This window comes from Micromonospora sp. BRA006-A, from assembly GCF_033433935.1.
GTDB classification, from domain to species: Bacteria; Actinomycetota; Actinomycetes; order Mycobacteriales; family Micromonosporaceae; genus Micromonospora; species Micromonospora aurantiaca.
In genome coordinates this window covers 6,573,230-6,592,772 of record NZ_JANCLW010000001.1, presented here as the reverse complement: position 1 = coordinate 6,592,772, position 19,543 = coordinate 6,573,230, and the positions used below count along the sequence as shown (strand labels likewise).

The following is a 19,543-nucleotide window of genomic DNA, read 5'->3' as shown; positions in this document are numbered from 1 at the left end:
CCGAATCAGTTGTGAAGCCGGGGACCGAGCCACTATACCGATGGATGACGGCTCGGGTAGAGGGGCGGACCGGACCTTAGGCGATCGCCGGTCGATTCCGCTCGGTAACCGGCGAATGCCATTACTCACCGTACGAGCCGGGACAACCTTCGGTCAGCCAGCGGCTTGCCGCCGGTCTGACAGGTGGGGCAGTACTGGAGGCTCGAATCGGCGAACGACACCTCCCGCACGGTGTCGCCGCAGACCGGACACGGCAGCCCTTTCCGGGCGTGCACCTTGAGGCCCGAGCGTTTCTCACCCTTCAGCTCCGCGGCCCGCTGGCCCATCGACCGGCGCACCGCGTCGCCGAGGACCGTGCGCGTCGCCGCGTGCAGGCCGGCGAGCTGGTCGTCGGTGAGCCGGTCGGTGATCGCGAACGGCGAGAGCCGCGCCGCGTGCAGGATCTCGTCGGAGTACGCGTTCCCGACGCCGGCCAGCACCGACTGGTCGGTCAGCACGCCCTTCACCTGGCCCTTACGGCTGCGCAGCCGCTCGGCGAAGGTCGGGAGATCCGCCTCCAGCGCGTCCGGCCCGAGCTTCGCCACGCCCGGCACCTGTGCCGGGTCGGTGACCAGGTAGGCGGCAAGCTTCTTCTGGGTGCCGGCCTCGGTCAGGTCGAAGCCGGAGCCGTCGTCGAGGCGTAACCGCACCGCGATCGGGCCCTTGCCGGGCCGCAGCGGGGCCGCCGACGGGAACGCCTCCCGGTAGTGCAGCCAGCCCGCCCGGGCCAGGTGGACCACCAGGTGCAGTCCCTCGTCGAACCGGACGTCCAGGAACTTGCCGTACCGGCCGGCACCGGTGACGGTGCGGGCGGCGACCGCGCTCGGCGGCGGGTCGTACGTCTTCAGCGCGTTGATCGCGGCGACCTCGAACCGCTCGACGCGGCGGCCCACCGCACGCTCGCGCAGGTAACCGGCGAGCGCTTCCACCTCCGGTAGTTCGGGCATCGTCCAACGGTAGCCTTCTTTCCCGTGAGAATCGTGGTGGCGCACAACCGGTACCGGGAAGCCCAGCCCTCCGGCGAGAACACCATCGTCGACGCGGAGATCGCCCAGCTCACCGCCGCCGGTGTGGAGGTGCTGCCGTTCCTGCGCAGCTCCGACGAGATCCCGTCGATGTCCAAGCCGGCCAAGGCGCTGCTGCCGATCTCGCCGATCTGGGCCCCGAAGGCCCAGCACGACCTGGACCGCCTGCTCACCGAGCACCGGCCGGACGTGTTGCACCTGCACAACCCGTACCCTCTGCTCTCGCCCTGGGTGGTGCGGACCGCGCACAAGCGCGGGGTGCCGGTGGTGCAGACCGTGCACAACTACCGGCAGGTCTGCTCCTCGGGCCTGTACTTCCGCGACGGCGTGATCTGCCAGGACTGCCGGGGGCGGACGCTCGGCGTACCGGCGATCGTGCACCGCTGCTACCGCAACTCGCGGGTGCAGAGCGCGCTGATGGCCACCACGCTCGCCGTGCACCGGCCCACCTGGAAGTCGGTGGACCGGTACATCGCGCTCACCACGGCTGTGGCTGATCATCTGCGCGACTACGGCATCCCGGGCGAGCGGATCGTGGTCAAGCCGAACGCGGTGCCCGATCCGGGCACCCCGGCGCCGGCCGGGAACGGCTTCCTCTTCATGGGGCGGCTCAGCCCGGAGAAGGGCCTTGACCTGCTGCTCGCGGCGTGGCGGCGGCACCCGGTGGGCGCGCTCGGCCCGCTGCGCATCGCCGGTGACGGTGAGCTGCGTCCGCTGGCCGAGGCGGCCGCCGCCGAACGGCCCGACGTGCTCTACCTGGGCCAGCTCGACCGCTCCGGGGTACGCGCGGCGCTGGCCGACAGCTCCGTGGTGCTGGCCACCTCCACCTGGCACGACGTGCTGCCCACGGTGATCATCGAGGCGCTGGCGTCCGGGCGGCCGGTGCTCGGCACTGCGCTCGGCGGCATTCCGTACCTGGTGGGCGCGGACGGCCCGCGCGAGCCCGCCGGCACCGGCCCGGCCGAGGTGGCCACCGCCGCGCCGGGCGACGGGCCTGTCGCGTTGCCGTCCGGGGTGCAGCGCGGCGAGGCGGGTTGGGTGGTGGCGCCGGAGGTCGAGGCGCTGGCCGCCGCGCTGCCGCTGGCCGCCGCCGAGGCGGGGACGCTCGCCGGTGCGGCCCGGTCCCGCTACGAGCGCACGTTCCACCCCGACGTGATCACCAAGCGCCTGATCGACGTCTACGCCGGCCTGGCCGGAGGCCGCCCCGCGCGCTGACCCCAGGTGTTAGGAGGGGCCCCTTTCAATGCACGAGGCGTTAAGAAGGGGCCCTTCCTTATCGCAGGGAGGCGCGGGCGGAGAAGGCGATGCTCGCCAGCAGGAAGCCGCCGTTGACGACTGTGAACGCGACCATCACCCAGAACGCCAGCGCGGGCGCGAAGGCCAGCACCAGGCCGGCCACGAAGATCACCGCGCCGTAGTCGCGGACCAGCTTCACCAGGCGCACCGGGAGCGAGGTCGAGGTGACCATGCTCGCCGCGTTCGGCCCCGACTGCATCACCGACGTCACCAGGTTGACCATCCAGGTGCCGGCGAACACGGCCACCAGCCAGACCGGCGTGGACGGGCGCTGCGCCACGGCTGTCGCGCCGATCGCGGCCACCAGGGCGATCTGGGCGGCGACGTCGCAGAGCACGTCGATCCGGGCACCGGCCGCGCTGCCCTGACCGGTCACCCGGGCGAGCTGCCCGTCGGCGCAGTCCAGCGCGTACGCGATCTGCCACGCGACGAGCGCGAGCAGCCCGACCGCCCAGGCCGGTACGGTGCCGGCGGCCACGTCGTCGGCGAGCACCACCACGGTGATCGAAGCGGCCAGTCCCAGCACCAGGTTGGTCAGCGTCAGCGCGGTCGGGCGCAACCCCAGGCGCTGCGCGGCGAGCGCGAAGGCCGCCCCGATCCACTGGCTGATCGACTCGCTGAACAGGCCGCCTCCCCGGTTGACCCGGTGGAAGTCGGCGACGGTGGGACGGGGCTCAGCCAATGTGGTCGCGGAGGGCACCGGCGTAGTCTGCCAGCCGCTCCCGCGTCTCGGTAGCGGACATCGCGAGGTGTTCGAGGATGGTGTAGCGGTCCGGCCGGGTGGCCGGCGCGAACTGCACCGCCTCGACGAACTGGTCGTCGGTCAGCTCCACCTCGGCGGGCAGCCGGGGCAGCCCGTGCCGGGTCAGGCAGGCCGCCATCTCGGCGAACCGGCGCTCGTCGCCGCGCAGGTACGTGCAGAACAGCGCGCCGAGCCCGGCCAGCTCGCCGTGCGAGGCGGTGCCGGGGAACAGCGCGTCGATCGCGTGCATGATCTCGTGGCAGCCGCCGCTGGACGGACGGCTGGTGCCGCAGACGGCCATGGCGAGCCCACTGGAGATCAACGCTTCGGCCAGGACGGTCACGAACGCGTCGTCGCTCATGTCACCGGGATGGTTGAGCACCGCCTCCGCGCCCGCCCGGGCCAGTGAGGCGGCCAGCCCGTCGACCGGCTCACCGCGTACCCGCCGAGCCAGTTCCCAGTCCGCCAGCGCGCTGATGTTGCTGATCACGTCCCCGACGCCGGCCCGGTTGTGCCGCTCCGGCCCGGCCTCCACGAAGTCCAGGTCCACGATCACCGCGATCGGGATGTGCACGCCGTAGGAGCCCTTCAGGCCCTCGGTGATCAGGCTCGCGACCGGGGAGGCGATGCCGTCGTTCGCCAGTGCGGTCGCCACCGTCACCATCGGCAGACCGCGCCGGGTCGCGGCGTACTTGGCCACGTCGATCGTCTTGCCGCCGCCGATGCCGACCACCGCGTCGTACGACCGGGTGCGCAGCTTCGCCCCCAGGTCGTCGGCGGCGTCGAGCGTGCCCCCGGCGACGGTGAACACGTCAGCCGAGCGCAGCGACGGCCGGATCAGTTCGGCGATCCGTTCGCCCTGCCCCGGCCCGACCACCACGGCGACGTCGCCACCGGCGGAGATCCGCCCGTCGGAGAGGATCGCCGCCAGGTCGGCCACCGCGCCCCGCCGCACGTCGATGTGCAGCGGGGTGAGGACGCTGCGGGCTAGTAGCGGCACGCGATCTCCCGCGCCCGGGCCAGATCGGCGTGGTTGTCGACCTCTACCCAGGAGACGTCACCGATCGGGGCGGCCCGCACCTCGCCACCGCGCTCGGCGAACTCCTGGTAGCCGTCCTCGTAGTAGAGGTTCGGGTCGCGCCGCCAGGTCGCCTCCAGCGCGTCCGCGAGCGGCTCGGCCACCTGCGGCTCGATCAGCGTCGCGCCGATGTACTCGCCGTACGCCTCGCCCGGGTCCATCAGCTTGGTGATGCGGGTGAGCTGGCCGGCGGCGTCGAAGGTGGTCTTCATCTCCTCCTCGGCCAGCGGCTTGAGCGTGTCCACGGCGAGCAGGACGCCCGGGCCGCGCTCGGCCAGCAGCGTCTTCTCCACGCTGACCGGGTGCACGGTGTCGCCGTTTACGAGCAGCACGCCACGGGAGAAGTGCTCCCGCGCCAGCCAGAGCGAGTACGCGTTGTTCCACTCCTCGGCCTTGTCGTTGTGGACCAGCGTGATCGTGACGCCGTACTTCTCCTCCAGCGCGGCCTGGCGCTGCCGCACCGCGCCGGCCGCGTAGCCGACCACGATCACGACCTCGTTCAGCCCCACCTCGGCGAGGTTGCGCAGCGCGATGTCGAGGATGGTGGTCTCCCCGTCGACCGGCACCAGGGCCTTGGGCAGGGTGTCGGTGTACGGCCGCAGCCGGCGCCCCGCTCCCGCGGCGAGCACCATCCCGATCATGCCGACACGCTCCTCTTCTCGACCCGATTCCACCCGGCGAGGATATCGCCGGGCACGGAGCGGCAGTGGTTCAGCCCGTCAGACCGATCGAGCGCAGCGCCGCGAAGCCGTCCTCCGCGATCCGCCGGATCAGCCCGTCGTTGACGTCCCGGTGCTCGTCGAGCAGCGCGATCTCCGACTCCGCCAGCCAGCGGAACTCGGTGTGCTTGCCGGCCTCCAGCCGGGGCCGGCTCAGGTCGCCGTCCACCCGGATCAGGAAGTCGGTCTCCACCCGGGTCAGCCCGTCGTCGGCGGTGTATCGGTATTCGCCGACCAGGCCGAGCACGTGCGACACGGCCCAGCCGGTCTCCTCGGTGACCTCCCGGCGCAGCGCGTCGTCGATCTCCTCGCCCGGTTCGAGGTGGCCGCCGACGATGTCCCAGCAGTTCGGAAAGAGGCGTCGGTCGGGGGATCGGCGTTGGATGAAGATGCGGCCGTCGTCGTCGACGATCAGCGCGCCGGCGCAGCGGAGGGGCTCGGTGGGCACCCTCCGACAGTAGCCATCCGGGCCGTCTCCGGCGATGCCCGTTCTTGTCCCGGTACGCATCGATGGCCCACCATGTCCGTACTCAGTCGCCGTCCCACAGGGGTGATGTGTGATGCAGGTACGGGAAGCGATGTCCAGCGAGGTACTGGTGGTCGGGCCGGAGCACACGCTCCGGCAGGCGGCCCGGATGATGTCGGCCCGCGGTGTCGGGTCGGCGGTCGTGATCGACCCGGACTCCGAGGGAGTGGGGATCATGACCGAACGCGATGTGCTGAAGGCGATCGGCGCCGGGCTCGACCCGGATGTCGAGCGCACCGGGGCACACCTGACCTGGGACGTCGTCTACGCCGGCCCGGACTGGACGGTCGAGGAGGCAGCCGCGGCGATGGCCCGCGGCGGGTTCCGTCACCTGGTCGTGCTCGACGGCCGGGAGGTGGCGGGAGTGATCTCGGTACGGGACCTGATGCGGGTCTGGGCGGGTGAGCACGCACCGACCCGTACCTGATCCGCCCGGCGCGTACGGCGCCGGAGAAAGGGCGATGGCCCGGCCGATATCGGCCGGGCCATCGTCGTATCTGTTCCGTCTCGGTCGTGCCCGCCCGTCAGGGGCCGACGAAGACCGAGGTGCCGCGCCAGTCCACGTCGTCGACGCTCGGACCGCTGCGCACCGTGGCGGAGCCGGTCGGCACGCCGTCGGACCACGCCATCGAGGACAGGGTGCCGGTGCTCCGGGAGACGACGTAGAGCGTTTCGCCGTCCAGGAACAGGCCGCCCGCGTCGGCGAAGGCCGTGGTGCCGGTGACCGTGTTGCGCTCGGCGCCGACGGTGCCGGTGTCCGGCGTGAAGCCGCGCCAGAACAGCGTGCTCTGACCGGCCAGCGAGTAGTAGATCCGGCCGCCCTTGTAGAACATGGCGGTCACGTTCGGCAGCTCCGCGGAGAAGTTGCCGGTCGTGCCGGCGTACGTGGAGCCCTCCGGCGCGGAGCCGGTGACGACCAGGTCCCACTTGGCGTCGTGGTACGGGTCCAGCTTCTTCGGGGTGCCGAACTCGCTGCCGTCGAACGAGCGCTTGTAGAGGTCGCCGCCGACGCCGTAGAACAGGTCACCGCCGACCCAGAAGGCGCCCTTGACGCCCGACCAGCCGGTGTTGTCCGCGTTCGGCACCGACATCGCGTTGCCGACCGAGGTGGCGCCGTCGTACGTCCGCTTGGTGATGCTGTCGACGGTGGTGGCCGGCGGCACCGGGGGCAGCTTGACGATCTCGATGCCCTGCACCAGCGGGTTCTCCAGGACACGACCGAAGTCGATGTCGATGTTACCGTCGCTGGTGACCGGGAACGCGCGCATGGTGCCCCGGTTGGTGGCGCCGATCGCGGCGATCGGGTCGAAGTTGCTCAGCTTGACCACGCCGTCGATCGACACGTTGAACTTGCGCTTGCCGGCGGTGGCGGTGCCGGACCAGCGGTTGGCCAGGTAGAGGCGCACCTGCACCGGCGTGCCGGCCGGGACCGGGAAGTCCCACTGCATGTCCGGCGCGGGCGACTCGTCCCACCGCTCCGCGTTGAACAGCTCGACCGGCGTACCCGACGGCACCGTGCCGTCGAGCGTGGCGTTCGTGGTGTAGCTGGTCACCTGGTTGCCGGCGTTGTGGTAGGTGCTCGGCGCGGCGGCGGTGTCAGCGGCCCAGGCCGGGCCGCTCGGCGCGGCGAGCTGGTCGCCGCCCGCGTTGACCCGGTAGAGCACGTCGGAGGCGTCCGGCGTGGGCGCGGTCTTGACGATCTCGATGCCGTGCAGCAGCGGGTTCTGCAGCACCCGGCCGAAGTCGATGTCGACGACGCCGTCGCTGACCACCGAGATGGACTGCATGGTGCCGCGGTCGGTTCCGCCGGCGGCGACGACCGGGTCGAAGTCGTTCAGCTTGAGGACGCCGTCGATGCTGACGTCGAACTTGCGGGCGCCCGGCTTGCTCGTGCCGGACCAGCGGTTGGCCATGTAGATCCGGACGTCGACCCGGGTGCCCGCGGCGACCGGGATGTCCCACTGCATGTCCGGCGCCGTCGCCTCGTCCCACCGCTCGGTGTTGAACAGCGTGGCCGGCGTGCTCGCCGGCACGGTGGCGTCGAACGTCGCGTTCGTGGTGTAGCTGGTGACCTGGTTGCCCGTGTTGTGGTACGGGCTGGGCTCGGTGGCGCTGTCGGCGGCCCAGTCCGGCCCGCCGTCGGTCGCCGGGATGGCCGGGCCACCGGCGTTGACCCGGTAGAGCACCTCGGTCTGCGCCGCGCGGCCGGCCTGGTAGACGTTGCCGGGAAGGCCCTTGGTGCTGGTCGAGTGCGGGGTGCTGCCCCCGTCCAGCGGGAAGAAGGCGATCCGCTTGCGCTGGTAGTCGAAGTTGCCGATGTACTCCTGGTCGCTGCCGAGCCAGAGACCCTCCTGGGTCACCAGCATCTCGGTGACGCCGTAGCCGCGCGGGTGGCGGCCCGGGTTCCAGGACAGCGGCAGGCCGCTCACCGGGTCGAGCGCGGCGATGCTGGCCCGCGGCACCGCGCCCGGTCCGGCCTTGTCACGGGCGAGCGGGTTGTTCGACCAGCGGAAGTGGCCGCCGACGTAGATGGCCTTCTCGCTGATGCCGACCGAGAGGAACGTGTCGCCGCCGCTGAAGTTCGTCCAGGTCGGCTTCTGGCCGGCACCGGTGGCGGAGGTCTCCCAGCGGGCGGCGGAGTCGCAGAGCGTGCCCGGGTACGACGCGCCGGTGGTGACCACCACGAAGTACTTGCTGTCCGGGGAGAACTGGACGTCGCGCACCCAGGAGTCGAACGCGGTGTACTTGCAGGCCGCGGAGTAGCCGTCGGTGTTCCAGTCGGAGACGGTCGCGGAGCTCTCACCGAGGTTGATCCGCACGATCTGGTCGTGCACGACGCCGTCGGCCTTCTTGAAGTTGCCGATCACCACGAGGTGCTTGCCGTCGGGGGAGACGGAGAGCTTCTCCACGCCGACACCGGCCGAGGCGCCGTTGTTGGTCGGGGTCCAGTTGTGGTTCTCGGTCAGCGCCACGGTGAGGTACTCGTCCACCGCACCGGTGGTCGGGTTCAGCGAGGCCAGCCCGTTGCGGTTGATCGTCGCGGTCGCCGTGGTGAAGATGCCGCCGACCAGCAGGTGACCGTCGACGAGCGCGATGTCGTTCACCGTGCCGTTGAACGCCGGGCCCTTGAACCCCTCGACCGGGGTGCCGTCGGCGACGTTCAGCAGCACCAGCTTGCGGAAGTTCTTGTCGCCGACCTTGTTGAACTTGCCGGCGACGTACACCGTGCCGGGGGTCGGCCCGGCGATGATCGCGGTGACGTCGTTGTCCAGCACCGGCGCGAACGCGTTGTCGATCTTGCCGGTCGCCTTGTCGAAGGCGAGCAGTCCGCGGCGGTCGACCGGGGTGGGTGAGGAGCCCCGGTTCTGCGCGTTGGTGAACGAGCCGCCGACGATCACCTTGCTACCGGCGTCGTGGATGGCCACGACGTTGCCGTCGTTGATGTTCGGCGTCTTGTCCGACGGCACCTCGCCGACCAGCGTGCTGTGGTCGGGCGCGGGCGCCGCAGCCGGTGCGGCCAGCGCCGGCACCGGTGTGAACAAGGTGGCGATGCCGAGCACGGCAGCGCCGAATGCGGACACCGAGCGGTGTCTCAGGATCGAGGAAGCCACAGGCTACTCCGGGGGGAAACGTCGGAGGCGCTGCGATCGTGGTCGGTGCCGACATGAGGCGGGGCGTCACTCGACCGACCGCAGACGTGAGAGCAATACCTTCTCGCATTCGGCCGTCGCCCGTCCACCCGGGTTCGGCCTTTTTGACCGAGGAAAGGGCCCGGGTCACACGAAAAGACGAGCGACGATCAGTCCCCGGACACGGAGGGTGTTCCTGAGGAAACGCTCAGGTCGGGCATCGGTGGCTGGAAGTACGGATCGGTCGCCATCTCCCGGAAGACCTGCTCGCTCTCCGGGTCGTTGCCGAACGTGCTGTCGTAGATGGGCTTCTCCGTCTGCCGGGCCGCGAAGTAGACCGCCGCCTTGATCTGCGGGTGCTTCTTCAGGTACGGCCCGACCTCGCGCATCCACTCGGCCCGCTGGCCCGGCCGCCCGTCCTGGGTCAGGCCGTACTCGCCGATGATGACCGGCCGCGGGTGCTTCTTGGCGAACGCCATGAAGTGGTCCATCCGGTTGGAGAAACTGTTCCACTCCGGACTGGGATAGACGTCCGCGCAGAGCCAGTCGACCTGGTCGTCGCCCGGGTAGTAGGCGGCGGCCCGGCGCTGCGGCTCGGCGAACCCGTCCGCGTGCGGGCACCACACCCACCCGGCGTTGGTGACGCCCATCTCGGCGAAGATGCCGCGGACGTGCTTCCAGGCGGCGACGTAGTCCTCCGGCGAGTGCATGCTCGCGGCCAGGTTCGGCCGGTCCATCTCCCACCGGTAACGCAGCAGCACCGGAACGCCGAACTCCTTGACGTCCTTGGCGCGTTCCCGGATCAGCGCGTCGTAGACGCCGCTGACTGTGGACCGGGTGTCGGTGCCCTGCCACGAGATCATCTGGAGCTTGCCCCGGGACTGGAACAACTTCTCCGTGGCGCTCGGGAACGGTTCGTTCCACTCGTGGAACATGTGCGCGATGGCGAGCTTTCCGCCGGCCGCCTGGTTGAACGCGTCGTACGCCGCGGCCCGCCCGCTGGCGTTGTGGTACTCCGGCTTGACCCAGGTGCCGAGCCAGGCCCCCTTCTCCGGCGGCTCCGGCCCCCACCCGGTGGTGCGGACCGGAGCGGTCCGCGGTGTCACAGTGGGCGGGGGCGGCACCGCCGTCGCCGTCTCGTCGGATCGCTCCGAGCCGATGTCACAGGCCGCCACGGCCGGGGCCAGGAAGGCCAGGCCCAGCACGGCAGCCATCGTCAGTCGTAACCGTCGTACCACCGCAACCTCTCCCCAGGACGGTCGCCGGCCACGGTATGGGGGCCCTGACGGATCCGCGTGGGCGGAGAGGCACGCCGGGCCGGGCGGGCGACCTCTGGCACTCTACCTGTGACGCGGCGCTCAGGCGGGGTAGCCGAGTCGCGTCAGCAGCGGCCCGGCCTGAGCCATCACATCGGCCAGATCCTTTTCGGTCAGTCGCTGCCGCCAGCGGCCCACCGAACCCGGCCGCGCCTTGGCGAAGCGGGCGTGCAGCGCCTCCCGCCCGGCCGGATCACCGACCTCCAGGAAGTCGGCCACGACCTCGGCCGCCTCGGCCGGGCGGGTGACGATGTCCTCGTACCGCAGGTGCCGCACCCGCTCCGCGGGCAGCTCGGCGAGCTGGGTCAGCGCGCTGCTGGTGAACCGCCGCCACATCCAGGCCGACCGGCCCAGGTCGGAGACCTGCGTGAACTCCTCGCGCCGCTCCGGCTCCACCCAGAACCGGGGCGCGGCGCCCCACGGCGTACCGCCCCGGCCGCTGCGGCCGGTACCGGTGGACGCGGCGTTCAGCCAGGGCTGCTCGGCGTGCGACACCGCCACGTCCCGCCCGTCCCGGTAGACGTGCAGGAAGACCGCGTCCGGGAAGACCTCGGTCAGGAACGGCACGATGAAGCAGTTCTCCGGGTCCTTCTCGGCGAACCGCAGCCCGCCGTGCCCGGACGCGGCGAGCAGCGCCCCGTAGTACCCGCGGAAGTAGCGGGCCGCCCGCTGCGGCGTCCAGCTTCCCTCGTAGACACAGCGGGCGACGGCCTTGGTCAGGCGCGGTTCGAAGTGGTACGACACGTCCGGCAGCGCGCCGACGCAACTGCCGAGGAACGTGGTGCCGGAGCGCGGGGCGCCCAGGATGAAGATCGGACGCTCCACCTTCAGGGTGAGCCGGCGGCCGCCCCCCTCGACCGGCCGCTCCAGCTCCCGGCGTTCCTTGCGGTCCGTCAGCAGACCGACCGCGGCGAGCTTCGCGGCCTTCACGGTGGACAGGCCGGAGTGCGGGGCGGGGGAGTCGCTTGTCATCGAAGGTCCCATCGGTGCGCAGGATCGGTCAGGACTGGGCGGCCGGGTCCGCCCCGGCCCGGTTACGGCCACGGCGCAGGGACCGCAGCGCGTCGAGGTTCAGGGTGCGCCGCCAGCGCCAGACACCCGCCGCGTACGCGACCAGCCCGGCGGCCGTGACCAGCGCGAGCACGAGCGAACCGGCGCCGAGCAACGTCGCCACGCCGAGCGGCAGGCCCAGCGTCGCGACGGCGAGCGCCATCGCGGCCCGGGTACCGGCGCCGAACGGGTGCAGCCGCATCGACCACCAGAGCTGGGTCAGCGGTACCAGGTTGGTGACCAGGATCGAGACGGTCCAGGCCAGGGCCGCGCCGAGGATGCCGTAACGCGGGATGAGCACCACGTTGCCGACCACGTTGAGCACGGTGCCGGTCATCGCGTTGTAGAACGTCCACGCGGTGCGCCCGGCCATGTTGAGCACCATGTCGACCATGCCGCACCCGGTGGCCAGCAGCATGGTCAGCGCCAGCAGCACCACGACCCGGCGGCCGTCGGCGTAGCCGGTCCCGAACAGCGCCAGCATCGGCGTGGCGAACGCCGCGAAGATCAGGTACGCGGGCCAGGAGAGGATCACGAGCCAGCCGGTGGCGACCTGGTAGAGCTGACCCGCCTCGGCCCGGTCGTTACGGGCGAACGCGGCGGCCAGCCGGTGCTGCACCGAACTGGACAGCGCGACGCTGGAGAGCTGACCCAGCGCCAGGAACCGGGTCGCGGCCGTGTAGATCGCCGCATCCGCCGGTCCGCGCAACGCGCTGAGCAGCACGATGTCCAGCCGCTGAACCACGATCGCGGCCAGGCTGCTGACCGCACGAGGCCCGGTGAACCGCCAGAACGGCCCGGCCAGCTCACGCGCCGGCACCGGCCGGGTCACCTGCCGCCCGGCCCGGCCGACCAGACGGCTCAGCCAGAACAGCGCGACCACCGCGGCGATCAGGTACGGCACCACCCACGCCAGCGGCAGTGCGACGGTGGCGGACAGCCCGAGCCAGGCGGCCACCGCCACGGCCAGGAACTGCACCAGCGTGCGGCCGAGCCGCTCCACGGTCAGCAGCGGACGCATCTGGCCGAAGCCGCGGCAGGCGGCGAGCGCGTAGTCGTTGAGCGCGGCCAGCGGCACGAACGCCAGCAGGATGCGCAGTGCGGTCACCGCCTCCGGCCCGGCCTCCGGCATGGTGGTCCGGGCCAGGGCCGGCGCGGCCAGCCAGCCGGCCAGCCCGAGCAGCGTGCCGACCACGAGCACCGGCAGCAACCCGACCAGGATCGTGCCCCGGATCTGGTCGCGGCGGTCGAGCGTGCGCTGGCGGCTGACGAAGTAGACGGTGCCGACGTCGGTGCCGAGCCGCGCCGCCGACGCGGCGATCATGAACGCGCTGGTGGCCGCGAAGAACATGCCCGCCTCGCGGACCGACCAGCCGCGGGCGATGACGATGTTCAGGCCGAAGCCGGCGACCGCGGCAAGCCCGACCCCGACCAGGTTGGCGAAGCCCTGCCGGGCCGCGCCGCCCAGCCCCGCGCCCGGACCGGGGGGCGGTGCGGTGAGCGTCGGGGTGCCGCCGGCGTCCGCCCGCGTCACCGCCGCCACGACGGCACGCGTCCCCACCACGTCGCCAGCCGCTCGTCGTACGGCGCGAAGTGGTCCTCCAGCCGGGTCCGCAGTTCCGCCGACATGGGCGAACGGGACCGGGAGTTGTGCTTGCCGAACGCGATGTCCGCCCAGCGGGGCAGCCCGAGGAAGTCGCACACCGCGTCGAAGGAGGGACGCGGGTCGGCGAAGAAGTCGTCGCTGTCGATGACGTGCATCCGGTCCCGGCCGACCAGCGCCTCCAGGCGCTCCAGCTGCTCGATGTAGCGGCCCCGGGCCAGGTACGCGTTGTGCTGGAGGTGTTCGCTGGCGTACGACGCGGAGCTGATCATCCGCTCCCGCTCGCCCGCCGTACGGGACTCCTCCAGCGCGAGCGCCCGCTCGAAGTCCGTCTCGGTCTCGTAGCCGCGGGCCAGCTCGTGCGAGTGCGCGGAGTAGGCGCGCTCCACCGGGTCACGCAGCAGCACCAGCAGCTTCACCGAGGGCAGATCCCGGGCGATGCGCTGCCCGGCCAGCGGGTGGAACATGTAGTACGGGCTGGACTCGCCGGTGATCCCGCGTACCCCGATCTGGGCCTTCACCGCCTCGGCCTTGCCGGTGGTGGGGAAGTGCCCGAGGTACCAGCTCATCCCCCGGTGGTAGTCCATGTCGAAGTAGTGCACGCCCTTGTGGTACGCGGGCGGCAGCACACCGGGATGCTGCGACAGCGTCTTGAACAGCGAGGTGGTGCCGCAGCGCTGCGCCCCCACGATCAGGAATCCCGGCACCATCCGCGAACCGGCGGTCAGCCGGCCGACCGTCCGGCTCACCGACTTCACCGCGCGGAGCGCCTGCTCCTTGGCCAGCGTCACGTCCCCACTCCTCACTCTCACCCGGCCCGGCGGGCCAGGTGTTCCTCGACGGCGGGCAGCAGCCAGGTGTCGACGTGCCCCAGTCGCGCACCCGCCTCCGCCTGCCGGTCCCGCAGGTAGCGCGCCGCCAGCTCCACCAGGTAGAGCACGGCGACCAGATCGGCGCCCCCACCGGTCTGGTCGAACGGCGCCAGGGTGGCCCCGGCGCCGGCGATCAGCGCGCGGGCCGCCTCGACCGGCTCCACCCCGTCGTGGGTCATCGCGCCCTGCACCGCCAGGTGCAGCGCGTCGTACCCGGCCGGCACATCCGCCTCGAACCGTTCCCAGTCCCAGACCAGCACCCGGCTGTCGGCCAGCACCGCGCTGTTGCCGCCGTTCCAGTCCCCGTGCCAGGCGCCGAAGGCCACCACCGGGTCGGCGTCCGCGACGGACTTCAGCGCCGCGCGCAGCCGCCCGGCCTCCGGCCGGGGCCCGAGCGCGTCCACCGCGGCGGTGAGCCGGGCCGCGTGCCCGCTGGCCGCCCACGACTGCCGGCGTACGCCGAGACAGCCCGCGACCGCCACCATCGCGGCGCGTTCGGCCGCCTCCGCGGCGGCCGGGGCGGCCCGGGGCAGCCGCACCGGCAGCGCCTCCTGCACGAGCAGCGCGTGGCCGTGCCAGTCGCCGTGGTGGCGTACCCCGGCCAGCACCACCGGGCCGAGCGGCACCTCGGCGAGGCGGCGCAGCGCGTCCGCCTCGGCGTGCACCAGCGCGCGGGTCAGCGGGTCGACGCCGAGCTTGGCGTACCCGAGGGCCCGGCCGTCCGGGGCGAGCAGTTGCAGCACCGGCTTGCGGTTCGCCCGGGCCGGCCCGATGTGCAGGCTCACCAGCGCCGGCTCGCCGAGCACCTCGGTCAGGTACGCGTCCAGCCCGCCGCCGTCGACCACCAGCCGGTCGCGGAACACCAGCGGGCCCAGCCCGAGCCGGAACGCGGTGGACAGACCCTGCCGGACCAGCTTGGCCTTGCGGCCGACCGCCTCGGTGGAGTGCCGGACCGCGCTCGCCGCCGCCCGGCCCGAGCCGGTCGGCACGAGCAGCCGGGGGCGGGACGCCGAGGGCACCAACACCCAGCCGGCGCCGCCGCGGCGCAGGCTGGGCTCGGCCGGTGCGGGCCAGATCAGCCCGGCCAGTTCACCGAGGTACGCGGCACGGCCGTCGCCGTCCGGGGGTACGCGGAACACCATCAGCTGTCACCGGTCTTTTCCAGTCGGGCCCGTAGCCCGGCGATCGTGCCCTGGGGTGGCGCCGGCGCGAGCGACCGGCGTATCCGGTCGTTGCGGGCCAGCAGGGCGACAGTGATCAGGGCGTAGGCGAGTGTCGCTTCCATCGCACCGTAGGTGAACTGGAAGAAGAGCATGAGGATGAGCACGAGCGTGCCGGCGATGCCGACCGCGCTGTGGTCGCGGCGGTAGCGCCAGATGCAGTAGATGAAGAAGGCGTTGTAGCAGATCGCGCCGACCCAGCCCTGCCCGACGAGCAGCGCCCAGACCTGGCCGTTGCTGCCGAGTTCCCGGTTGCCGCACTGCTTGCAGTCCTCGGACTTGCCGATGGCGATGGACCGGTTGCTGCCGATCAGCGCCCGGTTGCCGCCGTACCCGAGGATCGGCGAATGGTTCGCCGCGGTGACCGCGCCCTGGGACAGCGTGGTCCGGATGTCGTCGCTGTGGCCGTTCTGGAGGCGTTCGTCGAAGGTGCGGCCGAGCGGTGTGGCGACGATCAGCACCCCGATCAGCCCGACCGCCAGGGCGAGCCCGCCGAGCACCACCATCCGGCCGCGCAGCGCGAGCCGCAGCGCGACGTACGCGGCCGCGATGCCGAGACCGATCCAGAGGCCCCGGTTCAACGAGTAGACGATCGGGAAGATCGCCGCGAGGGCGATCGCCACGCCGGCGGTCCGGCGCATCGGCTTGCCCAGCACGACCCAGCCGACGATCAGCCAGACCAGCAGGATGGCGGTGTTCTGGCCCCACGAGTTCGTGTAGGTGAACGGCGCGGACGGGCGGGGCGAGCTGGCCTCCCCCTCGATCACCTGCTGCACCTGGGCGAACTTGATCTCCATGAGCGAGGTGACGTACGGGTGACCGGCGATCGACTGGGGCAGGACGAATCGCAGCGGCGCGACGAACGTGAGGTTCGGGTACAGCGAGCCGATCCAGCCGCCGAGCACCACGACCACGCCCATGAACCCGAACAGGCGGACCATCCGGCGCTGGGACAGCTCCCGCTCCCGCAGGTTGTAGACGTAGAGCATGGTCACGGTCATGGCGACGTAGTTGGCGAGCCGGATGCCCCAGCCGATGTACTTGCCGCTGCCGCCGGGTGGCAGCGTGTTCGGCGCGGTGAGGTCGAGGGTGAGCACGGACAGGAACACCCAGAGCAGCAGGACCATCCAGATCCCGAAGCCGGGCGGTACCCGGATCGGGCCCCGCTTGCGCATCTGCACCACCATCGGCACCGCGAAGATGACGAAGACGAAGCTCGACACGCCGAGCACCCACCACAGCGGGTACAGCAGGAAGACCGAGATCAGCGGCCATGCCGTCGGCAGCCGCCACGACCAGCTCTCCGGCCGTACCGTCACCGGCCGCAGGCGGTTCCCGTCCGGCGGCGACACCGCCCCGACCGGAACCGTCCCGCGCGCGGTGCGGGGCGGGGTGGCGGTGCTCATCTCACGGTGACCTTGGCGGTGGTCGGCGCGTAGATCACCCACGCGTTGCCGGGCTGGGGGTGCAGGAGATCGCCGCCGGTGTCGGCGAGCGTGCAGACCATGCTGAGGCCGGGCTTGCGCCACCGGCCCTTCGCGCTGTTCGGCCCGGAGACCGCCAGCACCGCGCCCTCACCGAAGACGTTCGCCGAGGGCAGCGAGCGCGGAGACGGGTTGCGGACGTCCAGCGTGCGGTACTCCATCGTCAGCACGATGACGGCGGCGGCGGTCACGGTGACCTTGCCGACCTTGGTGGCCCAGACGGACTTGGCCTGGTCGTACCGCCAGACCATCGGCGGGCCGCCGGAGACGGTGACGGTGAGTTCGGTGGCCGGCGCGAGGTCGCGGATGGCGAGTGCGTCGCCCTCGCCGGCGTGGTCGATCGGCGGGGTGGGCGGCTGGCCACCCTTCGGGGCGGCCTTGAGCAGTGCGGCGGTCGACGTGTAGTCGCCGGAGAAGACCTTGCTGTCGTCGTCGGGCGTCACGCCGTCGAGGTCGGAGTTCTCGAACTGGGTGAGGAAGCCGGTGGGGCCGCCGTCGTAGCCGACGAACGGGCGCAGCACGGCGAGCGACCGGATGTCGACCGGCCGGATCTCGGTGACCGGGCCGATCTTGGCGGCGTCCTTGGAGTGGAACACGGCGGTCAGGTGCAGCGTGTCGGACTCGGCGAACTCGGCGTAGACCAGGTCGGCGGCGTCCAGGCCGGCCGGGGTGGTCGCGGGGCTCACCCGCAGCGGCACGGCGACCGCCTGGCGGGTGGCAGCGGCCGGGGTGCTCACCGGCGCACCGGTGAGCGGGCCGGTGGGCAGGGTCGGCGAGGCACTGGCCGATGACGGCGAGGCGGTGACGTCGCCCGGGTCCACCACCTGGACCTTGCCCGGCTTGGGCTCGGGCTCGCTGCACCCGGTACCGACGCCGAGGACGACGGCGGGGGCGATGGCGGCGCGGAGCATCTGCCGGCGGTTCACCCCAGGTCCTCGCCGGAGTCGAGGGCGTAGCTGCGGCCGTCGCCGTCACCCCGGGAGCGGTACGTGCCGCCGGTGCCGTTGAGCGGTACCGGCTTGCCCGGCATGCCCTGGTTGCCGGGGCTCGGCGGCGGGGTGGCCTTGCCCGGTGCCGGCTTCGCCGGGGCGGGGCGGGACGACTGCATGCGCGGCAGCACCATCGTCGACTCGGCGGACGGGCCGGGGCTCGGCCGGGGCTTGGGCCGGTTCGCCGGTGCCACCGGGGTGCTCGGCGTGCCCGACGTGCCCGAACCGCCCGACGTGCCCGAACCGCCCGAGGACGCCGGCCGGGCGGCGCCGGCCGCCGGGGCGGCCAGGCGCGGGGCCAGCACGGCACCGATCACCGGTGCGTTCACCTGCTCGAACTGCTGCAGGGCGGCGGTGATCTCGCCGCTGCGGGTCTTGCCCGCCTCGGCCACCATGATCACGGCGTCGACGTACCGGCCCAGGGCCTGGGCCTCCACGGCGAACGTGGGCTGCGCGGTCTCGATGATCACGTGGTCGAAGCGCGCGGACAGCTCGTGCAGGATCTCCAGCAGGCCGGCGACCGGCAGCTCGACCTCCGCGTCCAGGTCGCCCGGCACCAGCACCCGGAGCTGGCCCAGCCCCGGGACCGGCGCGAGCGCCTTGAGCGGGGGTACGTCGCGGCGCAGCACCGACGCCAGGTTGTGCCGTCCCTCGGCCACGCCGGTGATGGCGCCCACCGTCGAGTCGGGCTTGGTGGTGATCAGCGCGACCTGCTGGCCGGTACGGGCGTACGCGGCGGCGAGGTTGGCGGCGACGAACCCGGCGGCGGAGCCGGCCGAGGCGTCGCAGAGCAGCAGTTGGCGGCCGCGTCCGCCCTGTGCCGGCTCGGGCACGGCGGACAGCAGCACGTTGCGCAGCCGGCCCAGCTCACGGGAGACCCGGTGGGTGGCCGGCAGGACTGCGAGCGACGGCGTCCGCGACGGCAGCTCCACGAGCAGCGGCAGGCCGACCCGGTCGGAGATGTCACGACCGCGCCGGATCCGGGTGTCGAGCCGGTCCAGCACCAGCGCCAGCACGATGCCGAGCAGCAGGCCCGCACCCATGCCGCTGGCGAGGTTGAGCGTGCGGTTCGGCGAGCTGGGCGAGTCGGGCAGCCGGGCGTCGGAGATGATCTCGCCCGGGTCGGAGCCGGCCGACACCAGCGGGCTGAGCCGGTTGTTCAGGCCGGTGATCTGGTTGGTCAGGACGCTCCGCTCGGCCTCGGCCCGCTCCCGCTCGGGCGAGTTCGACGGCGCCGCCGCGATCCGCCCGGCGACGGCGCTGAGCTGCTTGTTCAGTTCGGCGATCTGCTGCTTGAGCGCGTTCGTCTCGTTCTCCAGCGTCTTCTGCGCGGTGGCCTTGCGCAGGTCCAGGTACGCCTGGGCGAACGCGTGCGAGCCCGACTGGGCGCCCTCGGGGCTGTTCGCCTCGTAGACCACCTGGAGGATCTGGCTGTTCGGCGGCACCTTGACGGTCACCGACTTGACGAGCTGGTCGGCCCCGGTGTCGACCTTCATCAGCGCCTTGGCCCGCTCGGCCACGACCAGGGAACGGACGACCTGGGCCTCGGTGTCGAGGTTGACCTTGGTGTTGGGGTTGCTCTCCGCGCCCGAGCCGAGCGGGCGCACCAGCAGCGACGTGGTCGAGGTGTAGCGCGCCTCCTGGATCTGGCTCAGCGCCAGCCCACCGCCCAGGCCGAGGGCCGCGGCGAGCAGCAGGATCCACCAGCGGCGGCGCAGCCAGCCCAGGTAGGCCATCAGGGCAAGACCGTCGGCGTCGCTCTCGGCCAAATGGGGTGAGGGCATCAGAGTCTGTCGCTCCCTTTCGACCGAGCCGGGCAGTCCACGGCACAGCTGGACCTGACCGTGGCCTTGAGTGTCCCCGATCCGAACGACGAGGGAAAGTCTGCTCACGTTCCGGTAAGCCTGCCCGGGTGTGGGCAGCCCGCGTAGAAATGGCCGATCGGCGCTGACCAT

16 protein-coding genes are annotated in these 19,543 nt (G+C 72.1%); 2 read left to right on the top strand and 14 right to left on the bottom strand.

The annotated features are described in order from the left end of the window. Positions 1–125 precede the first annotated feature (125 nt). Positions 126–986, bottom strand: coding sequence for an Fpg/Nei family DNA glycosylase (locus NMK34_RS30205; RefSeq protein ID WP_318336154.1), 861 nt, complete (start codon positions 984–986; stop codon positions 126–128). 24 nt (positions 987–1,010) lie between these two features. Between NMK34_RS30205 and NMK34_RS30200 the strand changes: the two genes are divergently transcribed. Further along, positions 1,011–2,279 carry a glycosyltransferase family 4 protein gene (locus NMK34_RS30200; RefSeq protein WP_318336153.1) on the top strand — a complete coding sequence of 423 codons (1,269 nt, stop codon included), beginning with the start codon at positions 1,011–1,013 and terminating at the stop codon, positions 2,277–2,279. 58 nt (positions 2,280–2,337) lie between these two features. Here NMK34_RS30200 and NMK34_RS30195 read toward each other — a convergent pair whose 3' ends face one another. The 4 genes from NMK34_RS30195 to NMK34_RS30180 all read right to left on the bottom strand — a co-directional run bounded on the left by NMK34_RS30195 (position 2,338) and on the right by NMK34_RS30180 (position 5,347). Then, entirely contained in the window at positions 2,338–3,060 is a 723-nt protein-coding gene (locus NMK34_RS30195) for a CDP-alcohol phosphatidyltransferase family protein (RefSeq protein WP_318336152.1), read from the bottom strand. Next, the gene (locus NMK34_RS30190) at positions 3,035–4,102 is read right to left on the bottom strand and encodes an iron-containing alcohol dehydrogenase family protein (protein ID WP_318336151.1); all 1,068 of its coding nucleotides are present in this window, start codon (positions 4,100–4,102) and stop codon (positions 3,035–3,037) included. Before NMK34_RS30190 ends, NMK34_RS30195 begins: the two co-directional genes overlap by 26 nt. Next, positions 4,090–4,821, bottom strand: coding sequence for a phosphocholine cytidylyltransferase family protein (locus tag NMK34_RS30185; protein ID WP_318336466.1), 732 nt, complete (start codon positions 4,819–4,821; stop codon positions 4,090–4,092). Before NMK34_RS30185 ends, NMK34_RS30190 begins: the two co-directional genes overlap by 13 nt. 70 nt (positions 4,822–4,891) lie before the next feature. Next, on the bottom strand, positions 4,892–5,347 hold the full coding sequence (locus NMK34_RS30180) for an NUDIX domain-containing protein (RefSeq protein WP_262012989.1): 456 nt from the start codon (positions 5,345–5,347) through the stop codon (positions 4,892–4,894). 112 nt (positions 5,348–5,459) lie between these two features. On the opposite strand from NMK34_RS30180, the gene NMK34_RS30175 reads away from it, so the two are divergent. Next, positions 5,460–5,852: a cyclic nucleotide-binding/CBS domain-containing protein gene (locus NMK34_RS30175; RefSeq protein WP_013289279.1), complete on the top strand. Its 393-nt coding sequence runs from the start codon at positions 5,460–5,462 to the stop codon at positions 5,850–5,852. Positions 5,853–5,949: 97 nt separating this feature from the next. Here NMK34_RS30175 and NMK34_RS30170 read toward each other — a convergent pair whose 3' ends face one another. The 9 genes from NMK34_RS30170 to NMK34_RS30130 form a co-directional block, all read right to left on the bottom strand. After that, positions 5,950–9,006: a malectin domain-containing carbohydrate-binding protein gene (locus tag NMK34_RS30170; protein WP_318336150.1), complete on the bottom strand. Its 3,057-nt coding sequence runs from the start codon at positions 9,004–9,006 to the stop codon at positions 5,950–5,952. Positions 9,007–9,224: 218 nt separating this feature from the next. Further along, positions 9,225–10,268 carry a glycoside hydrolase family 26 protein gene (locus tag NMK34_RS30165; protein WP_318336149.1) on the bottom strand — a complete coding sequence of 348 codons (1,044 nt, stop codon included), beginning with the start codon at positions 10,266–10,268 and terminating at the stop codon, positions 9,225–9,227. A 144-nt stretch (positions 10,269–10,412) separates the two neighbouring features. Beyond that, a complete protein-coding gene (locus tag NMK34_RS30160; protein ID WP_318336148.1) occupies positions 10,413–11,342 on the bottom strand; it encodes a sulfotransferase in 930 nt (309 codons plus the stop codon). A gap of 28 nt (positions 11,343–11,370) precedes the next feature. Further along, entirely contained in the window at positions 11,371–12,984 is a 1,614-nt protein-coding gene (locus NMK34_RS30155) for an oligosaccharide flippase family protein (protein WP_318336147.1), read from the bottom strand. Beyond that, entirely contained in the window at positions 12,951–13,814 is an 864-nt protein-coding gene (locus NMK34_RS30150) for a sulfotransferase family protein (protein WP_013289274.1), read from the bottom strand. The genes NMK34_RS30155 and NMK34_RS30150 overlap by 34 nt, the downstream gene beginning before the upstream one ends. A gap of 17 nt (positions 13,815–13,831) precedes the next feature. Beyond that, positions 13,832–15,037 carry a hypothetical protein gene (locus NMK34_RS30145; protein ID WP_318336146.1) on the bottom strand — a complete coding sequence of 402 codons (1,206 nt, stop codon included), beginning with the start codon at positions 15,035–15,037 and terminating at the stop codon, positions 13,832–13,834. After that, complete coding sequence (locus NMK34_RS30140; protein ID WP_318336145.1) at positions 15,037–16,521, bottom strand: O-antigen ligase family protein; 1,485 nt, start codon at positions 16,519–16,521, stop codon at positions 15,037–15,039. The genes NMK34_RS30145 and NMK34_RS30140 overlap by 1 nt, the downstream gene beginning before the upstream one ends. Continuing rightward, on the bottom strand, positions 16,518–17,525 hold the full coding sequence (locus tag NMK34_RS30135) for a DUF3048 domain-containing protein (RefSeq protein ID WP_318336144.1): 1,008 nt from the start codon (positions 17,523–17,525) through the stop codon (positions 16,518–16,520). The genes NMK34_RS30140 and NMK34_RS30135 overlap by 4 nt, the downstream gene beginning before the upstream one ends. Beyond that, entirely contained in the window at positions 17,522–19,372 is a 1,851-nt protein-coding gene (locus NMK34_RS30130) for a Wzz/FepE/Etk N-terminal domain-containing protein (RefSeq protein WP_318336143.1), read from the bottom strand. Before NMK34_RS30130 ends, NMK34_RS30135 begins: the two co-directional genes overlap by 4 nt. Positions 19,373–19,543: the final 171 nt, after the last annotated feature.

Coding starts and splice junctions, on each gene's coding strand:
- NMK34_RS30205 (WP_318336154.1), bottom strand. CDS start 986: ATGCCCGAACTACCGGAGGTGGAAGCGCTCGCCGGTTACCTGCGCGAG.
- NMK34_RS30185 (WP_318336466.1), bottom strand. CDS start 4,821: ATGATCGGGATGGTGCTCGCCGCGGGAGCGGGGCGCCGGCTGCGGCCG.
- NMK34_RS30175 (WP_013289279.1), top strand. CDS start 5,460: ATGCAGGTACGGGAAGCGATGTCCAGCGAGGTACTGGTGGTCGGGCCG.
- NMK34_RS30165 (WP_318336149.1), bottom strand. CDS start 10,268: ATGGCTGCCGTGCTGGGCCTGGCCTTCCTGGCCCCGGCCGTGGCGGCC.
- NMK34_RS30160 (WP_318336148.1), bottom strand. CDS start 11,342: ATGACAAGCGACTCCCCCGCCCCGCACTCCGGCCTGTCCACCGTGAAG.
- NMK34_RS30145 (WP_318336146.1), bottom strand. CDS start 15,037: ATGGTGTTCCGCGTACCCCCGGACGGCGACGGCCGTGCCGCGTACCTC.
- NMK34_RS30140 (WP_318336145.1), bottom strand. CDS start 16,521: ATGAGCACCGCCACCCCGCCCCGCACCGCGCGCGGGACGGTTCCGGTC.
- NMK34_RS30130 (WP_318336143.1), bottom strand. CDS start 19,372: ATGCCCTCACCCCATTTGGCCGAGAGCGACGCCGACGGTCTTGCCCTG.